The following is a 14,657-nucleotide window of genomic DNA, read 5'->3' as shown; positions in this document are numbered from 1 at the left end:
ACTAGAAGAAATTCTTCTAGTTTTTATGTGCTATTACGTCTACTTCTACTAATACATTTTTAGGTAGTGTTTTAACTGCAACAGTAGCTCTTGCAGGTGCTGTTTCAGCTTGAAAATATTGTGCATATACTTCATTAAATGCTACAAAGTTATCCATATCAGATAAATAACAAGTTGTTTTTAAAACATTATCAAAAGATGAGTTAGCTGCTTGCAATACTGCTTTTAAATTTTCCATTACTTGTTTTGTCTGAGCTTGAACATCATCTCCTCCAACTAATTCCATAGTTTTTGGGTCTAAAGGAATTTGTCCTGATAAAAATACAAGTTTTTCAAAAGATGTACCTTGATTGTATGGTCCGATTGCAGAAGGTGCATCAGGTGTTGAGATAATTTCTTTCATTTTATTTACTCCTATAATTATTATTTTTGTGGATTATACTTTAATTTTCTAAAGGAAAGAATAATTCCATTTCCTTTTTTATATGACTAAGAGGTTTATTATCTATTTTAAAACCCTTTGAACTTAAAGCAGCACTTACTATTGCTTTTGAATAAGTAAGTACATTCTCATCAGCTAAATACTCATTTACATCTATCCATTTAGCATCAATTACCTCAGCAGTATCATAAATATTTATCTCTCTTGTTAGAGGCTTTGCTAAACATAAAACATAAAGATTTGATTTATGGAATTGATGAGGATAAAAATGTCCTAAAGAGATAACTGATTCAAACTCTACTTTTACTCCTGTCTCTTCATATACTTCCCTAGCAAGAGCATTTGTTATCATCTCTGCATTGTCTATATGCCCACCTGGTAGTTTATAACCTACAGTTGATATTTTCTCTTTTATTACAAGTATCTCATTATCTTCATTTATTACAACTGCTCCTACTCCTAAAGTATGATTTGCTGCTGTTGGAATAATTGCATTTTGCTTTAATCTCTTTACTACTAAGATATAATCTTTATCACAAGAGTGAAAGAAAAAACCTTTTTTTGTTGCAAGGGGAATATATTCAGAATTTTTTATATCTATATATATCCAAATAAGATTTCTTCTTGTTTTCACTTCATCAATTAAAAGTTCTAAATTTAACTCAAACTCTTCTTTTGTATCTGGAAAATTTTCTTTATTGATTGTTATCCCATTATAAGGGTCTAAGATGGCATTAAAACAGCCAATAGTCTCTACAGAATTTTGTAAGATAGTCTTTACCTTTATATAATATAATTTATATTTAATGGTAACTCTATATAAAATTTTGCTCCAAATTGAGTATTTTTTACATATAGTTTTCCATCTAATTTGTTTACAATTATACCATAGGCAGAGTAAAGACCTATACCTGTTCCTCTTGCTTGATGTTTTGTAGTAAAATAGGGATTAAAGATTTTATCTATTATGCTTTCATCTATTCCACCGGCATTATCTTCTATTGTTATTAATATAGTATATTTTGTCTTTTTTAGACTATATTTAATCCATTTATAATCTAGATCTTTTTTTGTTTCTAAAGCCTCTTTTGCATTATTAAAAATAGTAATTAAAACTTGTAATAAATCTCCCAATACCAGTTTAAAATGTAATCTCTCTTTTTCTACATACTCTTCTATAATATTTATATTTTCTATACTAAAAGAGGATTTTAACATCTCAGTTGCCATTTTTAGTCTTTCTTGAACTATTATCTCTTTTTCTTTATTACTATCTTTTATATAATCTCTGAATTCATCAATTGTGCTTGAAAGATAGTTTGCATTTTCTATAATGCTTTTTGTATATTCTTTGAAATCTTCATCTGTAAGAATATCTAACTCTTTTTTTATTTGCATTCCACTACTTGCAGTTGAGATTATATTTAAAGGTTGTCTCCATTGATGGGCAATATTTCCTATTAACTCTCCCATTTGAGACATTTTTAGTTGTTCAAATAGTTGTTTCTCTTTTTTTAGATTCTCTTTTGTAGCCTCTTCTATTTGTTCTTTTAAATTTTCTACATTTATACAAGATTCAATATTTACTTCTATTTTGTTTTTTAAACTATCTAAAATAGAAGTAATAAAATTAAAATCACTCCTATTTGAATAAAGAAAAATCATACAACCTTTTTGCAGTTTGTAGGCTAATAAACTTATATTTGTATCTACTTCTTCTAAAATAATCTGCTTTTTATAAAGTCTTTTTTTTACAGAATCAATATTAAATAAATTTTTCTTTCCTAAAGATATTAACTCTTCACAGGAGTTAGCAACTCTACTTACATAAAAAGAGCCACTTATTGCATCTGTTTGTTTAATAAAAGTTCTTAAAAACTCTTCCATCATCTCTTTTAAATTTAGGCTATTTCCTATTGAATTTACACACTTATAGGAGATTGATAGTTTTGTTAATGACATATTCCACCTATTACACAACTTTTATTTAATAGGCTTATATAGTCTTCACCTGAGTTTGCTATCTCACCTATACTTATTACTCCAAAGATAGTCTTTATAGAGTTACTATCTAACTTCTTTAACTCTTTTATATAAGTACTTGCACTTAAATACTCTAATCTTGAGACACATTCAAATATCATAAGATGTTTTGCACCATTTTGTAGAACTTTATTTCTAGTCTCAAAAGTTGATTTTAAAAGGTCACTCTGTTTTGCTTTTAAGATATTTATTACACTACTATTTTCAATATCTCCTGCAAGATATATAGTATCTTGTGATACATAAATAGGATCTCTTAATATATATTTATCCTCATTCTTTACAATTCCCAGAGGATAATCTTTCATAAGTGTATAAAAATCTTCCATCTCAAGTTTTCTATTTAAATCTTTTTCTATTATGCTTTTATAAAGTTCTAATGCACTTTTGTAATCAAGCTCTTTAATAGCTTTCCCTTCTGAAGAGGTTACAACAAAAGGACCATCTAATACTTGCCAACCATCACTTACTGCAATATCTATACTATTATTTACCATTACAATTATAGAAGAATCACTAAAAAATCCATTTTTATTAAAAAGATGTTTTCTATTTTTTTTAAAAGAACCTGCTCCTCCACCAATAATACTAGAGTTTAAATTTGTATATTCAAACATATTTTCTAAGAAAGAGACATTATATTCTGATAGGCCATCAATAATTGTAATCAATGTATTGTAATTATTTAAAGTAGTATTTTTAAAATCATAAAAGTGCATATTCTCTATAAACTCAATGTGAGAATCTGCTTTTAATATAAAAATTAAATATCCATTTTCTACTATTTTATCTTTAAAAATTAGTTTTGGAAAAATAGCACCATAATATTCCATAGCTTTTTTATTTAATATCTCTATATCTATTTTAGTATTTTCTGTACATAAAATTAAATATTTATTTTTTGAAGAGAAGTTGAAGTTTTCTAATTGTTCAAAAGTTTCTAAGAGAGCAACTGTTACACTCATAACTCTATCTCACTTTTTAATAATATTTAAAATTGCTAATAAAGTTCTATATTTTGGATATTTTTTATTAGGTAAAGAAGATTATAATTTCTTATATTAAGTTTTTTTGTTAAAAATAATTTTAATTGACCAATTTAATCTAAACTTAAAAATTGCTTATTTGATTAAATCGATAAGAGAGTATGCTATTAGAAGCATTAAGATACCAATTGATATATCTAATATCTTCCAAGTAATTGGCTTTTTAAATAATGGAATTAATAATCTTGCTCCAAAACCTAAAGAGACAAACCAAGTGGTTGAAGCTAATAATGCACCTAAAAGAAAATATAGCTTTAAATTATCCTCTATATTTGCTCCAATTCCACCTATTAAAAGAATTGTGTCTAAATAAGTGTGTGGATTTAAATAAGTAAAGATAAAAAGTAAAGATATTACTTGTTTTAATGGGTTTGTTTTTACTTCATCATCAATTTTTAAACTCTCATTTTTAAGTGCAGATTTAAAAGATAAAAAAGAGTAAAAACATAAAAAAACAATTCCAAAAATTGCAATTGAGTTTATTAGGATTTGATTATCTTTTATAAAAAACCCTAAACCTAAAACCCCAAGTGAAATTAAAAGTAAATCTGAAAGAATACAAAAAAGAACTGCTTTAAAAACATGTTGTCTTAAAAGTCCAAGCTTTAAAATATAAGCATTTTGCGCTCCAATTGCAACTATTAAAGAGATAGTTACAACAAAGCCTTTTAAGATAATATCTAAAATCATTGTAGGTAAAATTTTGTAAGACTAACAATACCTGAGATTATAAATTGAACAGCTATTGCCCCAACAATTAATCCCATAAGTTTTGTAACTACATTTTGACCTGTAGCACCAAAAAGTTTTCTAATATAAATAGAGTTTTTTAAAATTAAATAGAATAAAAAGGCATTTACACAAAAAGCAATAGTAATAGAAATCAAATCAACAAAAGTCTCTGCTTCATGTTTAAAAATAATAATCGTTGTAAAAAGTCCTGCACCAAAAGCAATAGGAATTCCAATTGGAATAACAGAAAGTTCTTCATCACTTTTGTTATCATCTTTTTTACCCTCTTTTGCACTTCCATTTACCATTGAAATAGCCATCATAAGAAGAATAATTCCACCCATAACTTTTAAAGAGTTTTCTCCTATACCAAAAATTTTCAGTATAGTATCCCCTGTAATAAGTACTACAAAAAAAGCAATAATAATAGTAAGAGTTGATTTTCTAGCAATAGTAGAGATTTGTGTTTTTGTAATATTTGGACTCAATAAAGAAAGAGCTAATGCACTAATTCCTATTGGGTCCATAATAGCAAAGATAGTAATAGTTTGTTGAAGAAAATTAGATAGAAGTTCCAATTTAACTCATTCCACCTTTTAATGCCATTCTTTTTTCAAGTCTATGTCCAATAAGACTTAAAAGTGAAGTTATTGACAGATAAACTAAAGCAACTACAATCCATGTTTCAAATGGAGAAAATGTATTTGCAACAATCTCTTTACCTACTTTAGTTAAATCTGTAATTGCAATAACAGAAACTAAAGATGAATCTTTTACTAAAGCAATCATCTCTCCAACTAAAGTTGGCAATGCTCTTTTGAAAGCTTGAGGTAAAATAATATATCTCATAGCTTGTGTTTTTGAAATACCTAAAGAACTAGCAGCTTCAAACTGCCCTTTATCAATAGATTGAATTGCACCTCTTAAAACTTCAGCCATATAAGCACCGAAGAAGATACCAAGAGCTAAAACTCCAGCAATAAATCTATCTAATTCAAAAATATTTGCAACAATAAAATAGAATAAAAATATTTGTACAAGTAGAGGTGTCCCTCTAACTAAAGTAATATAAACTGTTGCAATATCTTTTAAAAACTGATATGAAGATAACTTCATAAGTGCTACAATTATACCAATTATAAAAGTAAGTATTGCAGCAAAGAAAGAGATTTTAAGTGTTACCCAAAGTCCTTGTAAAACAGGTCCTACTTTAGTCTCACTTTTTGAAGCAAGAGTATCAAATTGATAAACTTCATCCCCTACTTTATACTCTAATGAAAAACTACTATCTAAATCTTTTATTTCAACTGTAGTATCAGTCCCTTCTAAAAAGTATTTTCCCTCTTTTAATACTAGTTTTCCATCTATGCTAGCCTCAATATTTTTAGTCTCTTCATAAAGAAAATATTTAGGAATAGAGTTCCACTTCCATACATAGTTCATATTAGCCGCAGCTAAATAGAAAAAGTATCCAACTGCTATATAAAAAACTAGGGCAATAAAATGCCCTAAATTTTTATTTTGTGCCCAAGATTGATCTCTTCTACCCATTTACTATTGAACTCTTTTTAACCAGTCAGTATCTTGTAGCCATTTTTTATTTAGTTTTCCATGGAAATCTACAAGTTTATCTTCTTTTGTTTGTCTTAAGAAGTTATTTAACCAGTTAAGGAAATCAGGGTCACCTTTTCTAATAGCCCATCCTAATGGCTCATATGTTAATGGTGTATCTAAATGAACTAATTTACCTTTACCTTTATCTGTCATAAACAGAATATTATATGGTTGGTCATAAATAAATGCATGAGCTTTTCCATTTAATACTTCAGCAGCTGCATCAGCTTCTGTTTCAAAAGTAATAACTTTTGCATTTTGGAAGAATTTTCTAGCAACGATTTCACCAGTTACTCCAAGTTTAGTAACAATTGTATATCCTGGTTTATCTAAATCTTTTGCTTCTTTGATTTTACCTTCTAAATTTTTATCAATTAAAACTGTTTGACCAATTACAACATATGGGTCAGCAAAATTAATTTTTAAATTTCTTTGTTGAGTAATTGTCATAGCAGACATGATAATATCACATTTTCCAGTAATTAATGCTGCAATAATTCCATCCCAAGCTGTTGAAACTGGTGTAAATTTAACACCCATCTCTTTTGCCATTTTTTTACCAAAGTCAATATCATAACCGATAATTCTACCTTTTTTGTCTTTCATTTCAAAAGGCATATAACCTGGGTCTAAACATGCTCTTAACTCACCTCTTTTTAAAATCTCATTTAATGTAGACTTCTTCCAAAGGTTAATATCATCTGCAAGTAAATTTATAGTTGCAAATACCATTAAAGCCAATACTAATTTTTTCACTTTCTCTCCTTATTAATGTGTAAGAATTTCTTTTAAAAACTTTTTTGCTCTCTCACTTTTTGGGTGTGCAAAAAATTCATTTGGAGTATTCTCTTCAACGATTACTCCATGATCCATAAAAACTATTCTATCCCCTACTTCTTTTGCAAACCCCATTTCATGTGTTACACAAACTAAAGTAAAGTTCTCTTTTGCTAAATCTTTCATTACGGCAAGTACATCACCAATTGTTTCTGGGTCAAGAGCAGATGTAGGTTCATCAAAAAGTATAACTTTTGGTTTCATTGCTAAACTTCTTGCAATTGCAACTCTTTGTTTTTGTCCACCACTTAAATCAGCTGGATATGAATTTGCTTTATCTTTTAGTTTTACTTTATCAAGTAATTCTAAAGCAATTTTTTCTGCTTCATCTTTTTTTACATTTTTTACTAAAGATGGTGCTAATGTGATATTTTCTAAAATAGTTAAATGAGGGAATAGATTAAAGTGTTGAAAAACCATTCCAACTTCACCTCTAATTTTTTGTAAATCTTTTTCGTTTTTACAATCTATTTCATCTACAATTATTTCACCACTATCTATCTTTTCTAAGCCATTAATACATCTAATTAAAGTTGACTTTCCTGAACCACTAGGTCCACAAACTACAACGATTTCACCTTTTTTTACATAAAAATTAATATTTTTTAAAACGTGAAAATCATCATAATATTTATTGATTTTATTCATATTAATAATGTTACTACTATTACCCATCATCTCTCTTTTTTTAGAATGAAGCTATTATATTATAATAATACCAATTAAATAAAAATTAATGTATAACTTTTGTACAATTTAGAACTTAACTTTCATCTTGTTTAGCCCAATATCCGGCAATTATTGAACCAGAAATATTATGCCAAATACTAAAAATTGCTCCAGGAAGTGCGCTTAAAGCTGTAAAATATTTCATTGATAAAACAACTGCTAAACCAGAATTTTGCATTCCAACTTCTATTGCAACTGTTTTACACTCTTTTTTGTTATATCCAAAAGCTTTAGAAATATAATATCCTGATACTAAACCAGAGAAATTATGAAGCATAATTGCTAACATTAAAGGTAAAGCAATAGTTGCTATTTTACTTTGATTAAGACCTATTATAATCCCTATTATAAAGACAATAGAAACAATAGATAAAAAAGCAAATAAGTCATCTCTTTTTTCAATATGTTTATGGAAAAAGTGATTTAAAATAATTCCAACTACAACTGGTACAAATACTATTTTTAAAATACTTAAAAGCATACTTAATGCAGGTACAGGTACAGTTTGTCCTACGTAAAGTAAAGTTAAATATGGAGTTATAATAATAGATAAAAGTGTTGAAACAATAGTCATTGTAATAGATAAAGCCACATCTGCTTTTGCTAAATATGCTATTACATTTGAAGCAGTTCCACCTGAAACAGCACCAACTAAAACCATACCCACAAGCAATTCATCTGAAAGATTAAAAAGTTTTGAAATAAGAAAAGCAGCAAGGGGCATAATCAAAAACTGCAAAGCAACAGTTAAAGCTATAATTTTAGGTTTTTTCAAAACCCTTTTAAAGTCATCTACTCTTAGAGTAATTCCCATGCAGAACATTATTAAAATAAGTAAAGGGATAATCCAAGATTTAAAATCAATTACTAAACTAGGTTGCAAGTAGGCAATTATCGAAAAAATAATTGCCCAAATAGGGAAAAGAGCGGTTATTTTCTTAAGCATTTACTTAATCTTTTTTAACCCAAACTTTGAACTTCCAAGCTGGTGATTTAACTTTATCCCCCTCTTTTATCTCTTCATACTCTTTTTGCTCAACTAAATCCCAAGAAGAGAAATCAATCTCTTTTAGAAAAGCGTCAGCTTCACCATCAAAATCAACTTCACTTAAATACATTTTATCAACATAGTCAAACATAGTTTCATAAATATTTGCTCCACCAATTACAAATAGTTCTTCTTCCCCATTTGCCCTTGCAAAATCTAAAGCTTTTTGAATCTCATTAAAAGAGTAAACACCCTCTTGCTCAAAGTCATTTCTACTTAATACAAGTGAAGTTCTATTAGGAAGAGGTTTTCCAATTGACTCAAAAGTTTTTCTTCCCATTAGGATATGATGACCTGAAGTAATTGTTTTAAAGTTTTTAAAATCTTCACTTATATGCCAAAGCATTTGATTATTTAAACCTATTTCCCAATTTTTTCCATATGCTACAATCATTGAAATCTTCATACTAAATATTCTCCTGTTTATACTGCCATTTGTGCTTTAATTGGCTCATCACAGACATAATCAACTAATTCAAAATCTTCCATTTTAAAATCATTTATATCTTTAATATCAGGATTGATTTTCATAGTTGGTTTTTTATGTGGAGTACGGCTAAGTTGTAAGTTTACTTGCTCCATATGATTTGAATAGATATGTGCATCACCAAAAGTGTGTACAAAATCTCCAACTTCTAAATCACAAACTTGTGCAATCATCATTGTAAGTAGTGCATAAGAAGCGATATTAAAAGGTACTCCTAAAAATACATCTGCACTTCTTTGATATAGTTGACAAGATAATTTTCCATTTGCTACATAAAATTGGAAAAAAGTATGACAAGGAGGTAGAGCCATGTTTTCAATTTCTGCTACATTCCAAGCATTTAAAATAATTCTTCTGCTATCTGGATTATTTTTAATTTGATTAATTACAGTTGTAAGTTGGTCATGGGGTTTTCCATCAGCACCCTTCCAAGATCTCCATTGAGAGCCATATACAGGACCAAGTTCTTTTATAGTATCTGTATTTGTATAACCTAAATCTTTTCCTTGGGCATCTGCATTTGCAGTCCAAACTGTCTTTTTACCAATAATATTTTCTCTTTTATCGCCATAGTGAATTTCAGCAAGTCTTCTTTCATCTGTACTTCCTTCAATAAACCATAATAATTCAGAAATAATAGCCTTAAGGTGAGTCTTTTTTGTAGTTACAAGGGGGAAACCTTCACTTAAATCAAATCTCATTTGATAACCAAAAACAGAAGTTGTTCCAGTACCAGTTCTATCCTCTTTAAGAGTTCCCTTGTCTAAAATGTGTTGTAAAAGTTGTAAATATTGTTTCAATTATATTCCTTATATAATTTTAATATGACATTCTATCATGTTGATACTTTTTTCTTCTTTTTAACATTAAAATAAAAAAATGAATATTACTATTTTGTAGAATTCTAATAAAAAGAACTTTCGTTCTTTTTATTAGGCTAATGCTTTTAAGCAAATATCATAAACTACAAAAATGTAGTTTGGATAAAGAGTAGATTGAAGTTCCATATATTTATGAGAACTAAATCGGGGGAAGGGTTGACCATATAGCCAAGTCATGGACACAAAAAAAAGGGACATGACTATTTAGTCAAAAAAATTATATCACACTTTGACTATTTAGTCAAGAGTTTTTATCACTTAATCTTATGAAAATTACTTTTTTCTAATTGACTCAAAAAAAAGCTTCAATTGTTTCATACAAGTTTCAAAATGCATTCCATCTTGAGACTTCTTTGCAGTTGACAAAGCACCTTCAATTGTTGCAACAACAAATACTGCTAAACCTTTGATATCTTCATATTCAATTTCATTATTTGCTTTAGCTTTTAAAAATACTTTTTCTAAAATACCTTCAAAGTGAGTATATACTTTTTCCAGTGCAACTTTAAAATCTTTATCTTGGTGTGAAAGTTCTTGCACTAAAGTATTTAGTCTGCATCCAAAAGTAAAGTTAAATGACTCTTTATTGTTTAAAACCTCAAACATAGCATCAATATAGTTACCTTGTGTATTCAAAATTGCCCCATACTTTTTATCAATATAATCAAAAATATGAGCATCTATAACAGCTAACATTAACTCTTTTTTTGATTTAAAAAAGTGATACATACTTCCTTTATTCATCTTTGCTTTTTTCAAAATTTTATCTACAGAAGTTGCATAATATCCATTTTCATAAATCTCATCAAAAGTGACTTTTAATAATTTATCTTTACTACTCATATTATTCCTTATTTACTAAGTGCTATTTTTAACCCTAATGCAATTAATACTACACCCACTGTTCTATCAAACCAAACTCCAAACTTATTGAAAAATCTTCTTACACTATCTTTAGTTAAAAATAGTGAAGTAATTACAAAATATAGTGTTGCTATTAAGACACAAAATAGTCCATAAATAGCTTGAATAAAAATTGGAGTATCAATACTTATAACAACTGTAAACATTGATAGGAAAAATAGTGTTGCTTTTGGATTTAATGCATTACATAAAAATCCTACCATAAAAGATTTAAAATCACTCATGTTTTTATCACTAATACTATTATTTTTATCAATTTTGAAACCTTTTGACCTCAAACTTGATATTCCAAGGTAGATTAAATATGCAGCCCCTAAAAATTTTATAATATTAAAAAGAATAATTGATTTTGAAATAATAAGCCCTATTCCTAATATGCAATATATAATATGAATAGAACTTCCTAAACCTATTCCAATACTTGTAAAAATAGAGGCTCTTCTTCCATATGTAATACTTTGTTTAAACACCATTGCAAAATCTGGACCAGGAGCAATTAGTGCAATAAGCAAAGCTGTCATTAAAATCATAAACTCATTTATATATAGAGTAAAATCCATAATTTACCTTTAATTTCTTTTTTGTCCAGGTTTTGGTTTACTTACTTGCTTTTGTAAATCTATACTAAGATTATTGTAAAATAGCTCCCCATAATCTGTAGTTCTATTAATTGTTTCATAGGCTTGAAGAATACTATTGTTGTATCTTACTGCATCTTTTAAAATATTGATAATATTAATTGATTCTAAAAAGTTTACATGAGAAGGTGCTTCAACTGGAGATGAATAATATTTATGCATTCTTTCAACTAAGTTTTTATTTCTAATTTCAATAAATACAGATTCAATAGGAGATTTAAAAAATAGAATCTTCTGTTTTACATTGATAGATATATATGTTGTTTCCATTCCATAGATTTTTCTTGAAAAAGAATCAAATAAAAAAAGCTTCTTATTATAGTTGTTATTAAATAATTCATAAATAAGTTCTAAAATCTTTATTTTTTCCTCTTTTGTATAGAAGTTACCAAAGTTAGCAAAACAAAAAGATAATACTGATTTAATAGAGTACCACTCAGTAGTATCATAATCATATCTAAGCATCTGTTCAATTCTTGCTTGTTTTAACTCTTCTATTTCAGTAGAGGTTTTTGTTCTATATACTTTTTTTACTGCTGTATCTCTATACATTGGACCAGGGAATTGTGCTTGAATTACAAACCTTCTATTTTTCTCAATATCCATTATATATTTTAATCTACCATAATAATCTTCATCAATAATTCTTACTTCTTTTTGAGGAATTTGTGTAATTGACTTTACAAACTCATCTCCTGTGCACCCCTCTTCCCAAATGAAGTCTGGGTATCTAAAGATATTACAGATTTTATGTTTTACATCATCATTTGGTTCTATATCAGAGATATTATCTATCCACGAAGTTACTGTTCTTCTATCTTTTTGAATTAGTGAAGCAAATTTAGATATACTTAGATTAGACCTTTTAAAAATTTCTATAAACTTCTCAATTCCATTCTTATACATCATTTTCCAAACCTTAAACAATTATTTAACGAATATTGTACCAAAACAATACATAAGAACAAATATTGTACATATTCATTTTTTTATAAAAAAAATTGCAAATTCCAAAACAAAAAATATACATTGCCTAAATATAAATCTCATGTATAATAAAACTCAATTAAAATTTATGAAGGATTAACATGAGCGCAGGAAAAAGATTTAGAGAAGCTTTAAAAGAAGAAACTCCTTTACAAATTGTAGGTACTATTAATGCTTACCAAGCATTACAAGCTACAAAAGTAGGACACAAAGCTATCTACCTTTCAGGTGGTGGTATTGCAAACGCTTCTTACGGATTACCTGATTTAGGTATGACTATGATTGAGGATGTATGTATTGACGTTAGAAGAATTACTTCTATTTGTGATACTCCATTAATCGTAGATGCTGATACAGGTTGGGGACATGCATTTAACGTTGCAAGAACTGTTAAAGAATTCATTAGATCTGGTGCTGCTGGACTTCACATTGAAGATCAAGTTGCTGCAAAAAGATGTGGTCACAGACCAAATAAAGAATTAGTTTCAATTGAAGAGATGTCTGATAGAATCAGAGCTGCTGTTGATGCTAAAATGCAATTAGACCCAGATTTCTATATTATTGCAAGAACAGATGCACACGCTTCTGAAGGGCAACAAGCTGCAATTGATAGAGCAAGAGCTTATGTTGAAGCTGGAGCAGACGCAATTTTTGCAGAAGCTATTCATACATTAAAAGAATATAAAGAGTTTACTGATGCAATTGATGTACCAGTATTAGCAAATATTACTGAATTTGGTGCAACTCCAATGTTTACTACTGAAGAGTTAGCTTCAGTTGGAATTGATATGGTACTTTACCCATTATCAGCATTTAGAGCAATGAACAAAGCTGCATTAAATGTATACCAAGAATTAAAAGAAAAAGGTACTCAAGAGGGTGTTCTTGATACTATGCAAACAAGAATGGAACTATACGATATGTTAGGTTACCATGATTATGAAAAGAAAATGGACGAATTATTTGCTAAGGGAAAAGCAAAGTAATTTTTTTTAAAAATTAAAAAAATCTAGGGAAAAGAAAAAAAAGGAGATTAATATGAGCGGATTAGCAGGTGTTACAGCTGGACAATCAGCAATTTGTACTTGTGGTTTAGGAAATGGTCTTAACTATAGAGGTTATGATATTGCAGATTTAGCTTTAAAAGCAAACTTTGAAGAGGTAGCATACCTTTTATTAGTTGGTGAATTACCAAATAAAGCACAATTAAAAGACTTCACAAGAAAAATTATTGCAGGAAGAGAATTACCAATTTCTGTTAAAGAAGTATTAAAAGCAATTCCAGCATCTTCACATCCAATGGATGTTATGAAGACTGCAACTTCAGCTTTAGGTTGTGTTGAACCAGAAGCAGAAGATTTCTCTGATCAAATGGCTAAAATCATTAGATTATTAGGAGCATTCCCATCATTTTTAGTGTACTGGCATCACTGGCACAAAAATGGTAAAGAAATTTGTTTAAAATCTGAAGAGACAACTATTGCAGGTTTCATTTTAGAGAGATTAAAAGAGACTAAACCTTTAGCTGTTGAAGTAAAAGCTATGAATGCAATGTTAACTTTATATGCAGAGCATGAATTTAATGCATCTACATTTGCTAACAGAATTACAGCTTCTACATTATCAGATATCTACTCTTGTATGACTACTGGTATTGGTACTTTAAAAGGTCACTTACACGGTGGAGCAAACGAAGTTGCAATTAAATTTGTACTTGGTTTTGATAATGTTGATCACGCACTTAAATCAGTTGATGAATTATTTGCAAGAAAAGAAAAAATCATGGGATTCGGACACAGAGTATATAGAAATGTTGATCCAAGATCTCCTGTAGGATTTGAATTAGCTAGCGAGTTAAAAGAGTTAGAGACTTCTGACCCTAAATTATTTGATATTGCAAAAGCAATTAGAGACAAAGTAAAAGCTGAAAAAGGTTTACCAGATAACATCGATTTCTTCGGTGGATTAATTTACCACTATATGGAAATTGAAAGATTATATTATACTCCATTATTCATTATGTCAAGAGCTGCTGGATGGGCTGCTCACGCATTTGAACAAAGAGCAAACAATAGAATTATCAGACCAAGTTCTGAATATACTGGTCCAGAGCCAAGAGAGTTTGTTGCTTTAGACGATAGAGCGTAATAACCCACTTCCCCTTACGGGGAATTTGACTAAAACGATTTTTTTATAGTAGCCTCTTTTGAGGTTGCTAAACAAACTGCCACATTTCAGTGGATAAGTTC

17 protein-coding genes are annotated in these 14,657 nt (G+C 28.6%); 2 read left to right on the top strand and 15 right to left on the bottom strand.

The genetic code is table 11. The features are described from left to right. Window positions 1-16: 16 nt before the first annotated feature. The 15 genes from ABIV_RS01560 to ABIV_RS01490 all read right to left on the bottom strand — a co-directional run bounded on the left by ABIV_RS01560 (window position 17) and on the right by ABIV_RS01490 (window position 12,330). On the bottom strand, window positions 17-403 hold the full coding sequence (locus ABIV_RS01560; RefSeq protein WP_114838224.1) for a RidA family protein: 387 nt from the start codon (window positions 401-403) through the stop codon (window positions 17-19). Between the two features lie 40 nt (window positions 404-443). Further along, window positions 444-1,172, bottom strand: a complete 729-nt coding sequence (locus ABIV_RS01555) for an NUDIX hydrolase (protein WP_228254352.1) — start codon at window positions 1,170-1,172, stop codon at window positions 444-446. Between the two features lie 53 nt (window positions 1,173-1,225). After that, on the bottom strand, window positions 1,226-2,404 hold the full coding sequence (locus ABIV_RS01550) for a sensor histidine kinase (protein ID WP_114838222.1): 1,179 nt from the start codon (window positions 2,402-2,404) through the stop codon (window positions 1,226-1,228). Beyond that, entirely contained in the window at window positions 2,395-3,450 is a 1,056-nt protein-coding gene (locus ABIV_RS01545) for an FIST C-terminal domain-containing protein (RefSeq protein WP_114838221.1), read from the bottom strand. Before ABIV_RS01545 ends, ABIV_RS01550 begins: the two co-directional genes overlap by 10 nt. A 156-nt stretch (window positions 3,451-3,606) precedes the next feature. Next, window positions 3,607-4,221, bottom strand: coding sequence for a LysE/ArgO family amino acid transporter (locus ABIV_RS01540; RefSeq protein WP_114838220.1), 615 nt, complete (start codon window positions 4,219-4,221; stop codon window positions 3,607-3,609). Next, window positions 4,218-4,841: a MarC family protein gene (locus tag ABIV_RS01535; protein ID WP_114838219.1), complete on the bottom strand. Its 624-nt coding sequence runs from the start codon at window positions 4,839-4,841 to the stop codon at window positions 4,218-4,220. Before ABIV_RS01535 ends, ABIV_RS01540 begins: the two co-directional genes overlap by 4 nt. 1 nt (window position 4,842) lies before the next feature. Next, complete coding sequence (locus tag ABIV_RS01530; RefSeq protein WP_114838218.1) at window positions 4,843-5,814, bottom strand: amino acid ABC transporter permease; 972 nt, start codon at window positions 5,812-5,814, stop codon at window positions 4,843-4,845. A 3-nt stretch (window positions 5,815-5,817) separates the two neighbouring features. Further along, complete coding sequence (locus tag ABIV_RS01525) at window positions 5,818-6,633, bottom strand: transporter substrate-binding domain-containing protein (protein ID WP_114838217.1); 816 nt, start codon at window positions 6,631-6,633, stop codon at window positions 5,818-5,820. 12 nt (window positions 6,634-6,645) lie between these two features. Then, a complete protein-coding gene (locus ABIV_RS01520) occupies window positions 6,646-7,371 on the bottom strand; it encodes an amino acid ABC transporter ATP-binding protein (protein ID WP_114840425.1) in 726 nt (241 codons plus the stop codon). 106 nt (window positions 7,372-7,477) lie between these two features. Beyond that, the gene (locus ABIV_RS01515; protein ID WP_114838216.1) at window positions 7,478-8,389 is read right to left on the bottom strand and encodes a bile acid:sodium symporter family protein; all 912 of its coding nucleotides are present in this window, start codon (window positions 8,387-8,389) and stop codon (window positions 7,478-7,480) included. 4 nt (window positions 8,390-8,393) lie between these two features. Continuing rightward, window positions 8,394-8,897 (bottom strand): dihydrofolate reductase, encoded by a 504-nt coding sequence (locus ABIV_RS01510; RefSeq protein ID WP_114838215.1) that lies wholly within the window; start codon window positions 8,895-8,897, stop codon window positions 8,394-8,396. Window positions 8,898-8,914: 17 nt separating this feature from the next. Continuing rightward, entirely contained in the window at window positions 8,915-9,778 is an 864-nt protein-coding gene (gene thyA / locus ABIV_RS01505) for a thymidylate synthase (RefSeq protein ID WP_114838214.1), read from the bottom strand. Window positions 9,779-10,132: 354 nt separating this feature from the next. Further along, the gene (locus ABIV_RS01500; RefSeq protein WP_114838213.1) at window positions 10,133-10,702 is read right to left on the bottom strand and encodes a TetR/AcrR family transcriptional regulator; all 570 of its coding nucleotides are present in this window, start codon (window positions 10,700-10,702) and stop codon (window positions 10,133-10,135) included. 8 nt (window positions 10,703-10,710) lie between these two features. After that, window positions 10,711-11,343 carry a LysE family translocator gene (locus ABIV_RS01495; RefSeq protein ID WP_114838212.1) on the bottom strand — a complete coding sequence of 211 codons (633 nt, stop codon included), beginning with the start codon at window positions 11,341-11,343 and terminating at the stop codon, window positions 10,711-10,713. 9 nt (window positions 11,344-11,352) lie between these two features. After that, window positions 11,353-12,330, bottom strand: a complete 978-nt coding sequence (locus ABIV_RS01490; RefSeq protein ID WP_114838211.1) for a hypothetical protein — start codon at window positions 12,328-12,330, stop codon at window positions 11,353-11,355. A 179-nt stretch (window positions 12,331-12,509) separates the two neighbouring features. On the opposite strand from ABIV_RS01490, the gene prpB reads away from it, so the two are divergent. Both prpB and ABIV_RS01480 read left to right on the top strand, forming a co-directional pair. Further along, a complete protein-coding gene (prpB, locus tag ABIV_RS01485) occupies window positions 12,510-13,394 on the top strand; it encodes a methylisocitrate lyase (protein ID WP_114838210.1) in 885 nt (294 codons plus the stop codon). Between the two features lie 52 nt (window positions 13,395-13,446). Then, window positions 13,447-14,556, top strand: a complete 1,110-nt coding sequence (locus tag ABIV_RS01480) for a citrate/2-methylcitrate synthase (RefSeq protein ID WP_114838209.1) — start codon at window positions 13,447-13,449, stop codon at window positions 14,554-14,556. Window positions 14,557-14,657 lie beyond the last annotated feature (101 nt).

The organism is Halarcobacter bivalviorum, assembly GCF_003346815.1.
Lineage (GTDB): Bacteria > Campylobacterota > Campylobacteria > Campylobacterales > Arcobacteraceae > Halarcobacter > Halarcobacter bivalviorum.
The sequence above is the reverse complement of the archived record's forward strand: the minus strand, read 5'-3'. Positions and strand labels throughout refer to the sequence as shown.